General features: G+C 73.3%; 14 protein-coding genes and 1 pseudogene. 3 read left to right on the forward strand and 12 right to left on the reverse strand.

Annotated features, from left to right (window positions below):
- From AB0I71_RS24315 to AB0I71_RS24345, 7 genes and pseudogenes are all read right to left on the reverse strand, one after another.
- Window positions 1-963: pseudogene (locus tag AB0I71_RS24315) on the reverse strand (hypothetical protein); the annotation flags it as partial.
- A 61-nt stretch (window positions 964-1,024) separates the two neighbouring features.
- Window positions 1,025-2,170, reverse strand: a complete 1,146-nt coding sequence (locus tag AB0I71_RS24320; RefSeq protein ID WP_357588291.1) for a hypothetical protein — start codon at window positions 2,168-2,170, stop codon at window positions 1,025-1,027.
- Between the two features lie 326 nt (window positions 2,171-2,496).
- A complete protein-coding gene (locus AB0I71_RS24325; protein WP_357588293.1) occupies window positions 2,497-2,730 on the reverse strand; it encodes a zinc-ribbon domain-containing protein in 234 nt (77 codons plus the stop codon).
- Between the two features lie 92 nt (window positions 2,731-2,822).
- Window positions 2,823-3,680 (reverse strand): SRPBCC domain-containing protein, encoded by an 858-nt coding sequence (locus AB0I71_RS24330; protein ID WP_357588295.1) that lies wholly within the window; start codon window positions 3,678-3,680, stop codon window positions 2,823-2,825.
- Window positions 3,673-4,230: a helix-turn-helix domain-containing protein gene (locus AB0I71_RS24335; RefSeq protein ID WP_204025161.1), complete on the reverse strand. Its 558-nt coding sequence runs from the start codon at window positions 4,228-4,230 to the stop codon at window positions 3,673-3,675. Before AB0I71_RS24335 ends, AB0I71_RS24330 begins: the two co-directional genes overlap by 8 nt.
- A gap of 102 nt (window positions 4,231-4,332) precedes the next feature.
- The gene (locus AB0I71_RS24340) at window positions 4,333-5,673 is read right to left on the reverse strand and encodes a class I SAM-dependent methyltransferase (protein WP_357588298.1); all 1,341 of its coding nucleotides are present in this window, start codon (window positions 5,671-5,673) and stop codon (window positions 4,333-4,335) included.
- The gene (locus AB0I71_RS24345; RefSeq protein WP_357588300.1) at window positions 5,670-7,049 is read right to left on the reverse strand and encodes an FAD-binding oxidoreductase; all 1,380 of its coding nucleotides are present in this window, start codon (window positions 7,047-7,049) and stop codon (window positions 5,670-5,672) included. Before AB0I71_RS24345 ends, AB0I71_RS24340 begins: the two co-directional genes overlap by 4 nt.
- 125 nt (window positions 7,050-7,174) lie before the next feature.
- Here AB0I71_RS24345 and AB0I71_RS24350 point away from each other — a divergent pair, with 125 nt between their 5' ends.
- Window positions 7,175-7,876 (forward strand): RICIN domain-containing protein, encoded by a 702-nt coding sequence (locus tag AB0I71_RS24350; RefSeq protein ID WP_357588302.1) that lies wholly within the window; start codon window positions 7,175-7,177, stop codon window positions 7,874-7,876.
- 13 nt (window positions 7,877-7,889) lie between these two features.
- Here the strand turns inward: AB0I71_RS24350 and AB0I71_RS24355 are convergent, their stop codons facing one another.
- Window positions 7,890-9,191 (reverse strand): MFS transporter, encoded by a 1,302-nt coding sequence (locus tag AB0I71_RS24355; protein ID WP_357588304.1) that lies wholly within the window; start codon window positions 9,189-9,191, stop codon window positions 7,890-7,892.
- Between the two features lie 71 nt (window positions 9,192-9,262).
- Here AB0I71_RS24355 and AB0I71_RS24360 point away from each other — a divergent pair, with 71 nt between their 5' ends.
- The gene (locus AB0I71_RS24360; protein ID WP_357588306.1) at window positions 9,263-10,249 is read left to right on the forward strand and encodes a DJ-1/PfpI family protein; all 987 of its coding nucleotides are present in this window, start codon (window positions 9,263-9,265) and stop codon (window positions 10,247-10,249) included.
- Window positions 10,250-10,322: 73 nt separating this feature from the next.
- On the opposite strand, the gene AB0I71_RS24365 is transcribed toward AB0I71_RS24360, so the two are convergent.
- The 4 genes from AB0I71_RS24365 to AB0I71_RS24380 form a co-directional block, all read right to left on the reverse strand.
- A complete protein-coding gene (locus tag AB0I71_RS24365; protein ID WP_357588308.1) occupies window positions 10,323-10,790 on the reverse strand; it encodes a DinB family protein in 468 nt (155 codons plus the stop codon).
- A gap of 10 nt (window positions 10,791-10,800) precedes the next feature.
- Window positions 10,801-12,753 carry a VWA domain-containing protein gene (locus AB0I71_RS24370; RefSeq protein WP_357588310.1) on the reverse strand — a complete coding sequence of 651 codons (1,953 nt, stop codon included), beginning with the start codon at window positions 12,751-12,753 and terminating at the stop codon, window positions 10,801-10,803.
- 2 nt (window positions 12,754-12,755) lie between these two features.
- Window positions 12,756-14,201 (reverse strand): sigma 54-interacting transcriptional regulator, encoded by a 1,446-nt coding sequence (locus tag AB0I71_RS24375; protein WP_357588312.1) that lies wholly within the window; start codon window positions 14,199-14,201, stop codon window positions 12,756-12,758.
- A 101-nt stretch (window positions 14,202-14,302) separates the two neighbouring features.
- Entirely contained in the window at window positions 14,303-14,893 is a 591-nt protein-coding gene (locus AB0I71_RS24380; RefSeq protein ID WP_357588314.1) for a TetR/AcrR family transcriptional regulator, read from the reverse strand.
- 74 nt (window positions 14,894-14,967) lie between these two features.
- Between AB0I71_RS24380 and AB0I71_RS24385 the strand changes: the two genes are divergently transcribed.
- The gene (locus AB0I71_RS24385) at window positions 14,968-15,423 is read left to right on the forward strand and encodes a GNAT family N-acetyltransferase (RefSeq protein ID WP_357588316.1); all 456 of its coding nucleotides are present in this window, start codon (window positions 14,968-14,970) and stop codon (window positions 15,421-15,423) included.
- Window positions 15,424-15,471 lie beyond the last annotated feature (48 nt).

The following is a 15,471-nucleotide window of genomic DNA, read 5'->3' on the forward strand; positions in this document are numbered from 1 at the left end:
GCGCGGCTGCGGCGCACCATCGTCGTCGAGGTGCTCGGTGTGGGCGGTGAACGCGTCCCGGTCGCCGTCCCACCGCCCGGCCACCCGGGCGCCGGGCGGCAGGGCACGCAACAACCCCAGGCCGCGCCACATCAGCTCCCAGGTGGGCGTCAGCTGGTCCCGCAGCAGCCTCTCCAGCTCCGCGTACGCCTCGACGCGCGTCGCCTCGTCGGCACCGGCGGCGGCGTACGCCTCGATGGCCGGCGCCAGCAGCCGGTTGTCGAACTCGGGATCGGTGGCCGGGCCGGCCGGCGGGCAGGTCGACGGGTCCTCGGCCCGGGCGGCCGCCTCGGCTCCGGAGAGCCCGGCCGGTGGAGCGATCCATCCCAGCAGCGCCGGCAGGTGCAGATCCTCCACGGCGCTCTGTCCGGTCGCCCAGTGCAGCGTCAACGCCTGGGTCATCGCCAGCAGCGCCGACGAGCCGGGATGCTCGGCCCGTTCGGCGAAGAAGGTCAGCCAGCGGCCCAACAGTGGCACCTGCGCCGGCACCGGATACTCGCCGTCGACCCGACGGAACCGGGTGGAACGACCGAGCAGCCGCAGGAACGTCACCCCCGCCGGATTCGGCACCAGCAGCTGCGGAGCGTCGAGGTACCGGTACCGGACCTCCCGACCCCGGTCCACGGAGACCGCCTCGTTCGCCGTACGGTGCCCGTCCACGTACGGCAGGAGGATCGCGGCCAGTTCGGCGGCGAACGCGAACCGTTGGTCCCGGTTGCGTGGCTGCGGCACGATCAACAACCGCCCCTCGCCGGGGGCCGAGCCGACCATCGCGGCTAGGGGGGCGTTGGCCTCCCCCGCCATCGCCAGCGGCACCAGCACCAGCGGCCGCCTGGACAGGTGCAGATGCCGGACGGTCGCCACCGGTTGCGCCACCCCGGAGGCCACCGCCTGGGCCGCCGCCAACGCCCGCAACGTACTCATGCCGGCACTCCGCTGCGCTGCGTGCCGACATGAGGCACCACCATTCCCTCGCTCCGCTCGATCATGCCGGTGCGGCGAGGGCGTCGGCGCGCAGGCGAGCCGCGGTCCGCAACAGCGCGGCGGCCTCCGCCCGCTCGGGGTCGGGGGCGGGTTCCCCACCGGCGAGCGCCAGCACCTCACCGACGTCGGCGATCCCGCCGAGCGCCTCGCGGACCGGGCGGCCGAGCGCCCCGGTCTGCCCGCGTGCCTCGTGCCGACAGAAGTACGCCAGCTCGCAGCTGGCCAGACAGTCGGGGGCGTACCGGGCCGGCACCCGCGCCAGCGAACCGGCCAGGGCCGCCGGATCAGCTGCGGGGTCGGCGGTGAAGTCGGCAGGTACGTCGGCCAGCAGCGTGTCGAGCCGGTCCATCCGGTCCAGTTGCCGGCGCACCACAAGCAGTTGCCGGCGGACGTCGAGCAGATGCGCGACCGGCTCGTTGCTGAAGTCCCGGGGGCAGACCAGCACCACCTCGTGCGACACCAGGTGCGGGTCGTGGCCCCGGGCGGTGAACAGCTCCCGTAGGGCCAGCACGTAGACGGCGGACTGCACCGCCGCGGCGGCCAGCTTCGCCGGATCGGCCTGACCGTCGATCACCGGGAACGACTTGATCTCGACAACGTGGAACCGGCCGCCCAGCTGGGCGGCCACCAGGTCCGGTTCCAGGTGTACCCGCTGCCCGGCGACTGCCAGGCCGAGCATCGGGTGGTCGAACAGCGCCGCCGGCTCGTCGGCACGCGGCGGCTCCCCGGCACCTGGCGGCTCGTCGGAGTCGGGATCGACGGGCGACACCGCCCCGGTGAGCAGCGTCGCCGAGCGTCGGGCCCGGGCGGCCGGGTCGTCACCGTCGCCGAGGTCCGTCCAACTTGCCGTCGTCGGCACCGGCACGCCCAGCCGCTCCGCGACCAGTCGCAGCAGCTCCGCCCCGCCGCCGGCCTTCACCTGCGCCTCGAAGGTGTTGCCCCGGGTGATGGCGAAACGGGACTGCCCGAACCGGGCGGGAAAGCCGACCCGTGCGGCCAGCGTCGGCTTGTCCACCCCGGCACCGTCGAGGACCGCCCGGCGGGTGCAGCCCGGGTTGCCGGTCAACGCCGCGATCGTGCGGGCGTTGTGTCGTTTCGGAGGTGCGTCGCCCCGGATCGCGGCCAGTCGCTGCTCGGTACCCGTCACGACAGGCCACGATAGCCGTGCCGGCGAATCCCGGCCCGTCGCGCACGCCGGAGCGGGCCAGCATGCCGGAACGGGCGGCACGCAGGAACGGGCGGCACGCCAGGCCGAGCCGGCGCGTCATCCGGGACGGCGCCCGCGTCAGTGGCGGCCGGAACGGTTCCGGGGCGCGCGGGGCAGGGCGCCGCCGGCCACCGATCCGCGCAGCCGGCGGGACCGGCGACGCCCGGGCGTGCAGGGTGGCCGGGCCGCATGGTGCAGCGGCGGGGTCGGGCCTTGTCCGCCCTCGCACCGTCGCCAGCCGATCAGCCAGCCCAGCAGGCTTCCCATCAGGCGGCCATCAGGTGCTCGGCCTCGGCCCGGTCCACCGGGTACTCGGCGGCGCAGAAGGTGCACTGCTGGATGTGGCGGGTACGCACCGGGATCAGTGGGATGAAGAAGAGGCTGAACTTCGTCGAGCGACGGGTGAGCACCTGGGCGGCCTGGTGCCCGCAGTGACGACAGACCTGCTGCACCACCGCCGACCGGGTGACCCGGGTCCGGAGTCCGAAGATGAGGAACACCGCCGGCCATTACCCCGTCACGCGCCGGTTGATGCCAGCACGATGGGCGGTCACCCGACTACCTCCGGGTGACCGCCCACGCTTGTCGCTGCTCAGCCGGCCGTGGCGGCCGTCTCCTCGGGCAGCCAGATCGGCTGCCAGTCCGGCACCTCGTGGAAGCGACGCAGCTCGGCCCACCCGGACACGATGCCGGCCCAGGCCGCGTACGGCGGGTTCTGCTCGTCGAAGCCGCTCTGCACGAAGGTCAGCTTCGTCCGGCCCTCGGACTCGGCCAGCTCCCAACTGGTGACGCCGGCCGGCCCCCAGTCGATGGACATCTTCCGGCCCGGCTCCAGGTCGACCACCTTCGCGGCGAATCCGCTGTCGAAGCCGCCCATGGCGTACCGGCCGCCGACCCAGGGTTCGATGCCGATCGGGTAGCCGAACCAGGCGCTTGCCTGCTCGGAGTCGGTAAGGGACTCCCACACCTTGTCGGCCGGTGCGGCGATCTCCAGATCGCCTCGGAAGTCGGTGCCGGTGAAGTCCACCTTCGGCAGCAGCGGCTGGCCGGCCAGGTGGGCCTCCAGGTTGGCGATCGTGAGCGCCCAGTAGGTCTGGAGGACACCCCGGATGCTGGTGCCGTTGACCACGTCGTTGAAGTCGAAGTGGGTCTGCGACAGCCGCAGCACCGTGGCGTCCGGCCCGTCCGCGCTCAGCGTGATTTCGGTGGTGGTCTCCACCCCGTCGAGCAGCCAGGCGAAGCGGAGCCGATCGTCGTCGGCGTGCAGTACCCGCTGATGTGGGGCGTCGCCCTCTGGCGTGTAGCGACCCCAGAACTCGTACCGCTCGGGCAGCTCGACCTCGGCGTGCTCGGCCAGCCAGACGCGCAGCTCGGCGGGGTCGGTCAGGGCCTGGCGCACCCGCGCGATCGGCGCGGCGAGTCGGGCGGCGAGGGTCATCGGTTCAGTCACTGTCGGTCCCCTTCGGGTAGCAGGCCACGGCGAGCTTGAAGGCGTCTCCCTCGGCGCCGCCGTAGCGCGTGAACAACTCCTGCAGCGCGGACTGCAGGTCGTGCAGAAACTCCTGCCGGCGCTCCGCCGGCACGCGGATCTCGCCGGAGACGCCGATCGACGGCAGCTCCGGGGCGGTGCGGTCCAGGGCGGCGACGTCGGCCTGGACTTCCTCCATCAGGTCCAGCAGGTAGCCCAGGCTCAGCTCGTCACGGGTGCGACGCAGCCCGATCCGGCCGACCAGTCGGGGTGAGAGCCAGTACGACCGGGCGGCGGCCTGGTAGATGCCCTCGGTGATGCCGCGGACCTTGCGCTGGTCGACCTGCTCGACCAGCCCGGCCGCGACGAGTTGCTTGACGTGGTAGTAGACGCGCTGTGGCGTCTGCTCCAGCCGGGCGGCCACCTCGGTGCAGGTGCGTGGCTCGGCCAGCTGCCGCAGGATCTCGACGCGCTGCGGCTTCAGCAGCGCCTCGGCCTGCTCGATCTGCTCCAGGTACAGGACATCTCTCATGGCAAAATCAGTTTGTACGTAAAAAACTTCCTTGTCAATGGCTTCGCGAAAGGCCGCGCCGGCAGATCCGGCGCGGCCCTGCTCAGTACCGCGGTGACCCGGTCAGGGCAGCCAGTCCGGGCGCAGCGGATAGCCGTTCACCGCGTCCGGGCCGTTGCGCGTCGCCACCACCTGGTGCAGCTGGATGCCGTTGCGCTCGAAGGCCAGCCGCGAGCCGGCCATGTAGAGCCCCCACACCCGGGCCGTGCCCGCACCCACCTCGGCGACGCAGAAGTCCCAGTGCCGCACCAGGTTGCGGCACCACGCGGCAAGCGTCAGCGCGTAGTGCTGGCGCAGGTTCTCCTCGTGGTGCACCTCCAGCCCGACATCGTGGATCTCGCTGATCAACCGGCCCGGGCCGGCCAGTTCACCGTCCGGGAAGACGTACCTGTCGATGAACGCCCCGGACCGGTGCGGCGCCCGGTTGTCCGCCCGGGTGATGCAGTGGTTGAGCAGCCGGGCCCCCGGGCGCAGCCGGTCACGCAGAAACCCGAAGTAGGCCGGATAGTTCCGGACTCCGATGTGCTCGGTCAGGCCGATCGAGGACACCGCGTCGAACTGTTCGCGCGGCGCGTCGCGGTAGTCCAGGTGGCGCACCTGCGCCAGCTCGGACAGCCCCTCCCGCTCGATGGCGGCCTGCGCCCACTGCGCCTGCGCCCGCGACAGCGTCACACCGAGCGCCTTGACGCCGTACTCGCGGGCCGCGTGCCGGACCATGCCGCCCCATCCGCAGCCCACATCCAGCAGCCGCATCCCCGGCCGCAGCGCGAGCTTGCCGGCGACCAGGTCGTACTTGTTCGCCTGCGCCTGCTCCAACGTGTCGTCCGGGCTGCGGTACACCGCGCAGGTGTACGTCATCGACGGGCCGAGCACCTTCTCGTAGAAGGCGTTCGACACGTCGTAGTGGTGCGAGATGGCGCTGCTGTCGCGGGTCCGCGAGTGCCGCAGGCCACCCACGATCCGCTTCCAGCGCGGCCGGGCCTCCTGCGGCGGGGCCGGCGGCGGCAGCAGCCGCTCCCAGCCCAGCTCGCGCACCAGCGCCAACCCGTCGGCCAGCGCCGGGGCCCGCATCCGCAACCCGCTGAGCACCCGCAACGCCTCGTACGGGTCGCCCGGGTGCACTCCCTCCAGGGTCAGGTCACCGCTGACGTAGGCACGCGCCATGCCCAGGTCACCCGGGGCGGTGAGCAGGTACGACAGCCCCCGCTCGGAGCGGATCGCCAGGGTGATCCCGGCGTCTGCCGGGCCGATCGAGCTGCCGTCGTACCCGGTGACGCGTACCGGCAGGGGGCCCGAGGTCACCGCCCGGACGATGTCCGCAACGGTGGTCCCACGCCGCCGGCCCCCGGGGGGCGGTGTGGCGGGAGCGCCTGCCGCTCCCTGGCTTCGGTCGGTGAGACTCATGCTCGTGCTACCGCCTTCTCGTACAGTCCGGTGAGCCGATGCTCCGGGTCGTACCGGTCCCGCACGGCGCGCCATGCCCCGCCGCCGTAGAGCCGGTCGAACGAATCCCGGTCGTAGTACGCGTCGGAGTAGAGCGACTTGTGCCCGCCCTTCTCCGACACCGCGCGCTCGATCTCCCGGTTGACGTCGCCGTCGGCGGCGCCCTCGGCGATCGGCACGCTCCCCCAGAACCCGATGTTGACGTAGTCCTGCCCGGGCCGTAGTGGATACAGCGGCCAGGACCGGGCCGATCCCGAGCCGGCCGGCTCGCGCAGCCGCAGCGGACACAACCACACAGGCGTCATCCCGACGCCGGCGGCGAACCAGTGCAGAAACTCGGCGGTGCGGTCCAGTGGGATCTCCACGTCCTGCACGACCCGCTCCCGGGCCGGCTGGCCCCGCCACCTGTCGATCCGGGCCGCCACCCGGTGCCGGTGCTCCAGGCGCACGATGCGGTGGTAGACGTCGCTGCGTCGCCATCGTGCCGGCCACAGCCGCCGCACCACCGGATGCTGCGCGCCGAACGCCGCCGAGCACCAGAACCAGTCGGTGTCCCAGCGCCACAGGTAGTCGTGGGTGGTCAGCGCGTCGTGTGGGCGTTGGCGCAGCGAGCGGTAGTAGATCTCCTGGCCGGTGTAGTCGGAGACGGCCGGCACGTCGTCGGTGAAGCTGCCCAGCACCAGGTACGACTCGCCAGGGCTGAACATCACCCCGTCCATCGCGTCGACGCTCTCGCCGGCCCAGCGGCGGGACGCGGTGATCTCGCCGATCGCCTCGGTCAACGCGGTCAGGTTTGTGAACCGCAGGTTGCGCAGGCCCACGTAGCGGCGGACCGGTTGCAGTTCGATCCGCAGCCGGGTGGCGTACCCGAGACTGCCGAGCGAGTTGGGGAAGGCCGCGTACAGGTCGGCGTGCTCGCCGTCGGGGCGGGCGGTGACCACCTCACCGGCACCGGTGAGCACGTCCAGCTCGACCACCGACTCGTGTGGCAGTCCGTTGCGGAACGAGGTCGACTCGATGCCCAGCCCGGTCACCGCCCCGCCGAGGGTGATGGTGCGCAACTGCGGCACCACAAACGGCATCAGGCCGTGCGGCAGGGTCGCCTCGACAAGTCGTTCGTAGGTGCACATGCCCTGCACATCGGCGGTGCGGGCGACCGGGTCGACGCCCAGCACCCCGCCGAGGCCGCTGACGTCCAGGCCGGAGGCGGGGGCGCTGCGCGGACGGAACAGGTTCGAGGTGCGCTTGGCCAACCGCACCGGCTGACCGGGTGGCACCGCCGCGTACGACCGTCGCAGCTGGGCCACCGCCAGGTCATGATCACGCAGGGCGTGCATGGGATCACTTTACGCGTCATGGGCCCGCCTGGCGGGATGTCCATCGGAGGCGTTTCGCACCGCAATCAGGTCGGCCGGCCGGGGGCGGTTGGTCGGCACCGGGCACCGTGGGACAGGATGCCGGCATGTCGGAAACCGATGGGTCGGGCACCGTCTACGGCACTCGCCGTCCCGCCGGGCTGCCCCGCGACCCACTGCTGGTCACGGCGCTGGCCCTCGGGCTGGTCGGCGTACTGCTGGGGGTGCTGTTCGCCACCGGCGTGCTCGGTGGCGACGATCCGGAGCCGGCACCGACGGTGGCCGCGCCCAGCCCGAGCGCGGTGCAGCCCAGCCCGACCGAGAGCGAACCGGAGCCCGGCCCGACGACGTCCGAACCCGCCCCCACGCCGAGCCCCAGCCAGGACCCGGACGCGGTCGTCGGACCGAAGGTGTTCCGTGGGGTCGGTTCCGGCCTCTGCCTCGGCCTCGACGGCGACGGCGAGAAGGCCCCCGCCAAGCTGGCCGACTGCGGCGGCGGGCCGGAGCAGCAGTGGGTCGTCAACGCCTTCGGCCCGGACACGGTGACGCTTACCAACGCCGCCTACAACCAGTGCCTCGACGTCGAGGGCGGCAGCGGCGACGACGGTGCCCGGTTGCAGCAGTTCGGCTGCCACGGCGAGGCCAACCAGCAGTGGCGGCTGCAACCTGTCGACGGCGGCGCGACCGTGCTGGTGGCCGTGCACAGCGGCAAGTGCGCCCAGGCGCGCGACGGCGGCGCCGGGGCCGGCACCGACATCGTCCAGGCCCCCTGCGACGGCAACCCGGCCCAGCGCTGGGCGCTTCAGTAGTCGCCCAGCAGGGTCAGCCGCGATAGCTCCACGCCTTCGATCCGGCGGCGACCGGGACCGGCTCTCTGACGGTGGTGCCGCGGCGGCGCAGCAGCATCAGCGACAGCACGGCCGCGCCCACCGACAACGTCCCCGCCACGTACCAGGCGAGGGTGTACGTGCCGAGTTGGTCGCGGACCAGGCCCGCACCACTCGCCGCCACCGCGGCCCCGAGTTGGTGCGAGGCGAACACCCAGCCGAAGACCACCGCGCCCGAGGTGCCGAAGTACTCCCGGCACAGCGCGACCGTCGGCGGTACGGTCGCCACCCAGTCCAGGCCGTAGAAGATGATGAAGACAAGCATGCTCGGTTCGGTGGTGGCCGCGAAGAGCCCCGGCAGCACCAGCAGCGATCCGCCCCGCAGCGCGTAGTACGCCACAAGCAGCAGCCGAGGGTCGAAGCGGTCGGTGAGCCATCCCGAGGCGACGGTGCCGACGATGTCGAAGAGCCCGACCAGCGCCAGCAGCCCGGCCGCCGTGGTCTGCGGCATCCCGTGATCGTGCGCGGCCGGGATGAAGTGCGTACCGACCAGGCCGTTCGTGGTCGCGCCGCAGATCGCGAACCCCGCGGCCAGCAGCCAGAACGGCCGGGTACGCGCGGCCTGGGCCAGTGCGCCCACCGCGCGGGCGGCGGCCCCACCCGCTGGCCTGGTCACCGGCTCGATCTCCGTCGCACCGTAGGGCGGTAGGCCGAGGTCCGCCGGGTGTTCCCGGAGCAGCCACAACACCAGCGGTACGACCAGCAGCGCCGCCCCGGCGACGACAAGTGCCGCCGCCCGCCAGCCGGATGCGGCCACCAGCATCGCCAGCAGCGGCAGGAAGACCAGCTGGCCGGCCGCCCCACCGGCGGTGAGCACACCGGTGACCAGGCCACGGCGGCGCACGAACCAGCGCCCGGTGACGGTGGCCACGAAGGCCAGCGCCATCGACCCGGTGCCCAGTCCGACAAGCACGCCCCAGCAGAGGACGAGTTGCCAGCTCGCGGTCATGAAGACGGTCAACCCGCTGCCGGCGGCGACCAGGGCCAGCGCGGCGGCCACCACCCGGCGGATGCCGAAGCGGTCCATCAGCGCCGCGGCGAACGGCGCGGTCAGCCCGTAGAGGAGCAGGTTCACCGAAACGGCAGCCGAGATGGTGGCCACCGGCCAACGGAACTCGGTGTGCAGCGGGTGCAGCAGCACCGACGGCGTGGCCCGGAACCCGGCGGCGCCGACCAGCGCCACGAAGGCGACTGCGGCGACGATCCAGGCCGGATGCAGGCGAGCGGGTCGATTCACCAGGCGAGTGTGCGGCGACCCGCCCCGGCCCGGCGAGTGGCCGGCAAGCCACCTTGCGCAATAATCGGGCCATGACTCCGCATCGGGTCGCCGTCCTCGCCGTCGACCAGGTGGTCGGGCTGGACCTCGGCACCCCCGCCCAGGTGTTCAGCACCGCCCGTGACGCCGCCGACGCGCACTTCTACACCGTCGACACGTGCACTCCGGGCGGTCGGCCGGTCCGCAGCACCGCCGGCTTCCGAGTGCTGCCCGACCACGGGCTGGAACTGCTGGAGCAGGCCGACACGGTGATCGTGCCGGGGGTGCACGGTGACGCCACGCTCCGCCCTGACGTCATTCCCGCCGAGGTGACCGGGGCGCTGCGGGCCGCGTACGACCGGGGCGCGCGGATCATGTCGATCTGCACCGGCGCGTTCGTGCTGGCCACCGCCGGGCTGCTCGACGGGCGGCGGGCCACCACCCACTGGGCGTACGCCGACCGCTTCCGCCGGCTGCACCCGCGGGTGGACCTCGATCCGGAGGTGCTCTTCGTGGCCGACGACCGGGTGCTCACCTCGGCCGGGGTCGCCGCCGGCATCGACCTGTGCCTGCACGTGGTGCGCACCGACCACGGCAGCGAGGTGGCCAATCAGGCCGCCCGCCGGTGCGTCATGCCGCCCTGGCGCGACGGCGGTCAGGCCCAGTACATCGAACGTCCCGTACCGCAGGCCCCCGACACCAGCACCGCCACCGCCCGCGAGTGGGCCCGCCAGCGCCTGCACGAGCCGGTGAGCCTGCGCGACCTGGCCGGGCAGGCGCGGATGAGCGTACGCACCTTCACCCGGCGGTTCCGGGCGGAGACCGGGCTGAGCCCGGCGCAGTGGCTGCTGCACGAGCGCACCGACCACGCCCGGCTGCTGCTGGAGAGCACCGACCTGACCGTCGAGCAGATCGCCCGGCGCAGTGGCTTCGGCACCACCGCCGCCCTGCGTCAACAACTGCACCTGCGCATCGGCGTCGCGCCCTCGGTGTACCGCCGGACCTTCCGTCGTACCCCCGAGTCGGCCGACACCCGCTGAACCGCCCGGCCACCGGGCACGGAGCCGACCGGGTCGCCGCGCCGCCCAGGCCCGACACCTGGGCGACCCCCGGTCAGGACCGGCCGCGCAGCGTCCGTAGCTCGTTCAGGTGGCGGGGCAGGTGCACGCGGGCGTGCAGGTCGATCGTGCGGCCCCACGGCAGCGGCTCGTCGATGACGAGTTCGAACCCCTCACGTAGGTGCGTCTCGACCGGGGTGTCCGCCGCCGCACCCAGCTGGGCCACCAACGCGACCAGCCGGTCACTCGTGGCCCGCAGCCGGGTGGCGAGGCCGTCGAGGCCGCCGCACTCGGCGGCCAGTTCGTCAAGTTCCGGCCGGTGGACCTCGTCCAGGTCGTAGAAGGCGTACGGCGAGCCGGCCAGCACCGCCTCGGTGGCCTCGCGCATCAGCTCGTCGCTGGCGACCAGGTGCGCCACGATCTGCTCGGCGCTGTACCGGTCGGGCGGCGGCGGCCCGAACCCGCCCGCGTCGACCTCGGCCAGCACCGCGTCGTACGCCCGTCGCAGCCCGTCGACCTCCACCCGGCCGAGCCTAGCGGCGGCCCCGGCGGGCCCGCAGGTAGTCGCTGACCACGTACTCGCCGAGGTCGTCGGCGTCCGGGGTGAACACCCGGCCGCCGCTGCGCCGGGCCACCGCGTCGACGAAACGGCGCAGCCCGGGATCGTCGCCCAGCATGAAGAGGTTCAGGGTGGCCCCGAAGCGGCCGAGCCGGTCCACCTCCCGGACCGTGGCCTCGATCGTCTCCGGCGACGACGGCCACGCGAACAGCGCCTCACCGTCGTCCGGGTCCAGGTGGGCTGTCGGTTCCCCGTCGGTCACCACCAGCACCACCGGCTCGGCGTCCGGATGGCGCCGCAGGTGCCGGCCAGCCAGCCGCAACGCGTGTTGCAGGTTGGTCCCCTGCATCATGTCCGGCTCGACGGCGGCCAGCTCCTGCTGGGTAAGCGTCTCCGCCCGCCGGCCGAACCCGATGATCTGCAACGCGTCCTGCGGAAACCGGGTCGCCATCAGGTGGGCCAGGGCCAGCCCGGTCTGCTTCATCGGCCCCCACCGCCCCTGGGAGATCATCGAGTACGACAGGTCGACGCAGAGCGCCACCGCCGCCGACGCTCGTCGTTCGGTCTCGACGACCTCGAAATCCTCGACCGCCAGTTGCACCGGCACCCCGGGGCCGGCCCGGCGGATCGCCCGGGTCAACGTCCGCACCACGTCCAGCGGCTGCTCGTCACCGTGCTCCCAGGGCCGCGACGCGCCTGTCACCTCGCCGGCCGCCCCGGCCGAGCGCAGGTCGTGCTGGCCGCGCGGGCCGGCGGTCAGCTCGGCGAAGACCTGGCGCAGCGCCGTGCCGCCGAGCCGGCGCAGCGCCTTCGGGCTCAGGGTCAGACCGTCGGCGTCACGGGTCACCCAACCCTGCCGGCGCAGCTCCCGCTCCAGCTCCCGCAGCCGGCGTACGTCGTCGGCCGCGTCCCGGCCCAGCGTCCGGGCCACCGCGTCAACGTCGATGTCGTCAAGGGTCGCACCGGGGTGCGCCTGGCCCAGTTGGTCGAGCAGGTCGTCCAGTTCGGCGATCTCGTCGAGCGCCCCGGTCGCCTCGCCGTAGCCCAGTGGCTGGCCGCCCTGCATCCGCTCGCCCCGCCCCCAGCGCAGGTCGGGCCGCAGCGCCCGCAGGTTTCCCTCCAACGCGGCCAACTCGCCGGCGAGCCGGTCACCGAGGGAGTCGCGCATCAGCCCGGCCAGTTCCTCCCGCTGCCGCTCGGACAGCGAGTTCATCAGCCGCTGCCCGGCCGCCGCGCGGCGGGCCAACAGGTCGATCAGCTCGTCCACGTCACGGGGCCGTTCCGGGAAGAACTCGCCGTGCCGGCGCATGAACTCGGCGAACGCGTCGGTGGTGTCCTCGGCGCGGGCGTGCCGGGCCAGCAGGGCGTTGAGGTCCCGCATCATCTCGGCGACCCGCTCCTGCACCGCCGGGTCACCGGCCAGCCGCGCCGAGTCGCGCAGCCCGGCGAAGCGCTGACCCAGCACGTCGTCACGCAGCCCGGCGAGAATCCGCTGGTAGGTCTGCCGGGCCTCGTCGCTGGCCCACCGGTAGTCGGAGAGGTCCCGCACCGCCTGCGCGGTCGAGCGGGGCAGGTCGTCCAGCACCGTCTCGGCGAACCGGGCCGCCTCGTCGTCCCGGCGGGCCAACTCGTCCCGCTCGGCGGCCAGTGCCTGGTCGAGCAGCGCCCGCGCCCGGGTCACCGCACCGTCCAGCTCCCCCCGGCGCAGCGCCTCGCGGCGTAGCCGGCGGGCGCGGGCGGTCAGCCCGTCCAGCCCGCCACGCCCCTGCGGGCCCCGACGCAGCAGGTCCCGCAACGCGTCACGGAGACTGCCGCCGGCCAGCACCTCTTCGCCGACCTGGTCCACCGCGGCCTGCACGTCGTACGGCGGCGCGAGCGGATCGGGTCCACCGCGCCACTGCCCGTACCGGAACCGGTTGCCGGCCATCGCTAGTCCCGGCCGCCGTAACGGGTCCGGCCGGTGTCGGTGACGTCCTTGCCCAGCCGGCGACTCAGATGCAGCCCTTCCAGCACGAACTCGACGGCCGCGGCGGCCTGCCCGGTGCTCGGCGCGTCGCCGATGCCGAGCCGGTCGAGCACCTTCGCCAGCCCCGGCACCGTGCCCACCTGCCGCAGCAGGTCGGCCGCGGACACCAACTCGCCGGTCTCGACCGACTGCCCTTCCTCGACCAGCGCGGTGAAACCGGACAGGTCCAGCCCGGCCAGCCGGGCCCGGAACGTCTCGGCGGTGGCGGTACGCAGCAGGTGACCGAGAAGTTCGACCTCCCGGCCCTCCTCGCCGCTCTCGAACTCCACCTTGCCGCGCAGCGTCGACGTCACCGACACCGCGTCTCCCACCCGCGCCACCGCCTCCGCCGACGGCAGCTCCGAGTCGGCGTCCAGCAGGCACGCCCGGCGCAGCGCGGCGGCGGCGACGGTCTCCGCGGCGGCGATGGCGAACCGGGCGGAGACACCGGAACGCGGGTCCACCGACGGCGACTCGCGTACCGCCCGGGCGAACCGGGCCAGCACCTCCAGCACGTGCTCCGGCACCTCGGCGACCAGGTCGGCCTCCTGCCGGATCAGGGCCAGCTCCAGTTCCAGGTCGGTCGGGTAGTGGGTGCGGATCTCCGCGCCGAAGCGGTCCTTGAGCGGGGTGATGATCCGGCCCCGGTTGGTGTAGTCCTCCGGGTTGGCGCTGGCCACCAGCAGCAGGTCCAGCGGCAGCCGTAGCTGGTAGCCGCGCACCTGGATGTCCCGCTCCTCCAGCACGTTGAGCAGCGCCACCTGGATCCGCTCGGCCAGGTCGGGCAGCTCGTTCACCGCGAAGATGCCCCGGTTGGTCCGCGGCACCAGCCCGAAGTGGATCGTCTCGGGGTCGCCGAGCGTGCGCCCCTGGGCAAGCCGGACCGGGTCCACGTCGCCGATCAGGTCACCGACGCTGGTGTCCGGGGTGGCCAGCTTCTCCCCGTAGCGCATCGAACGGTGCAGCCAGCCGACCGGCAGGTCGTCGCCGGCCTCGGCGACGAGCGCCCGTGACGTCGGGGTGATCGGGTGCAGCGGGTGCTCGTTGAGCACCGAACCGACGATCACCGGCGTCCATTCGTCAAGCAGCGTCGCCAGTGCCCGGATCAGGCGGGTCTTGCCCTGGCCGCGCTCGCCGAGCAGCACCATGTCGTGGCCGGCGAGCAGGGCGCGCTCCACCTCCGGCAGCACGGTGTCGTCGTACCCGACGATGCCGGCGAAGCGCGGAGCGCCGGCCCGCATCCGGGCCCGCAGGTTGTCGCGTAGTTCCTGCTTGACGGTGCGGTAGCGGTGCCCGGCGGCGCGCAGCGCACCGAGCGTGGCGGGCAGGTCGGCGGGTGGGAGCGGCGGAACAGGCGATGACTCACTCACCCGCCCACGCTAGCTCGCCACCGCCCGGGTCAGTCGCCGCCAGCCTGGCTCGATGATGAACAGTGCGGTTCGGCAGGCGACGGCAGCCGCCCGCCTGCGGCTCAGGGCTCGGTGTCGAGCGCGGCGAGCGCGGCGTCGAGGGCGCTGCGTTGGGCCTGCTCGCCGTAGGTCTCCGGGTCGACGCAGGCGAGCGTGTTGAGTCCTTCGACGAGGGCCACCAGGCTGGTTGAGGTGTCGGCCGTCTCGACCGGGCCCAGCTCCGGCCGGGCGGCGCTGACCAGCTCACGGACCCGGGTGACGAACCGGCGGTTGTAGTCGCGGTGCAGGTCGGCCAGGACCGGGTCGGCCAGCGCGGCGGCGAGGAAGCCGACCCAGACCCGCGCCTCCTCCCGCTCCTCCTCGGTGGGCGAGGCGGCCTGGAACAGCACGGCCCGCAGCGCCTCCAGGGGGCTATCCGCCGCGGCCTGTGCGGCGTCGGCACGCTGGCCGGTACGCCGGTGCAGCAGCTCGCGGGCGTGGACCAGCAGGGCCTGCTTGTCGGCGAAGGTGTGCAGCACCATGCCGGTGGTGCACCCGGCCCGCTCGGCGACGGCGCGCAGGGTGAGCCCGGGCAGGCCGCGTTCGGCCAGCACCGACCAGGTGGCCGCCGACAGGCGTCGCTGCTGGTCGGCGAGATCACGGCGTCTGGCCATCCGTACCCCTTCCCGATCGACGACTCATACCGTAGCGTACGTTACGGTAACGCTCGTTACGGAAAGGTTGACAGGTGCTCTCCATCGTTCGCGAACCCTGGGAGTCGACCGACGCCACCCGGCTACGTGCCGCCCAACGGGCCGAACTCGACGCCCGCTACGGCTGCGACGACCACGAGCCGGGCGCGCCGCCCACGGCCGAGACGGTAAGCATCTTCCTGGTCGCCCGCGACTCCGGAGGCACCGCCGTGGGCTGCGGTGGGCTGCGCTTCCTGGCCGCCGGTTCCGCCGAGATCAAACGGATGTACGTCTGTCCGCCGGCCCGGGGCACCGGTGTCGCGACAGCCATCCTGCGCGCCCTGGAGCAGGCCGCCCGCGACGCCGGCGTACGCACCCTGCTGCTGGAGACCGGCACCGCCCAACCCGACGCGATGCGCTTCTACGAACGGGAGGGCTACCGGCGCGTCGACAACTTCGGGCCGTACCGGGGCGAGCCGCTCTCCGTCTGCTACGCCCGCGACCTGCCGTGACCGGTGGACCCGGCCCGCCGCCCACCCCCGTGCCGGACGGCGGACCGG

It is taken from the genome of Micromonospora sp. NPDC049891, from assembly GCF_040660295.1.
In the GTDB taxonomy this organism is placed as follows: domain Bacteria; phylum Actinomycetota; class Actinomycetes; order Mycobacteriales; family Micromonosporaceae; genus Micromonospora.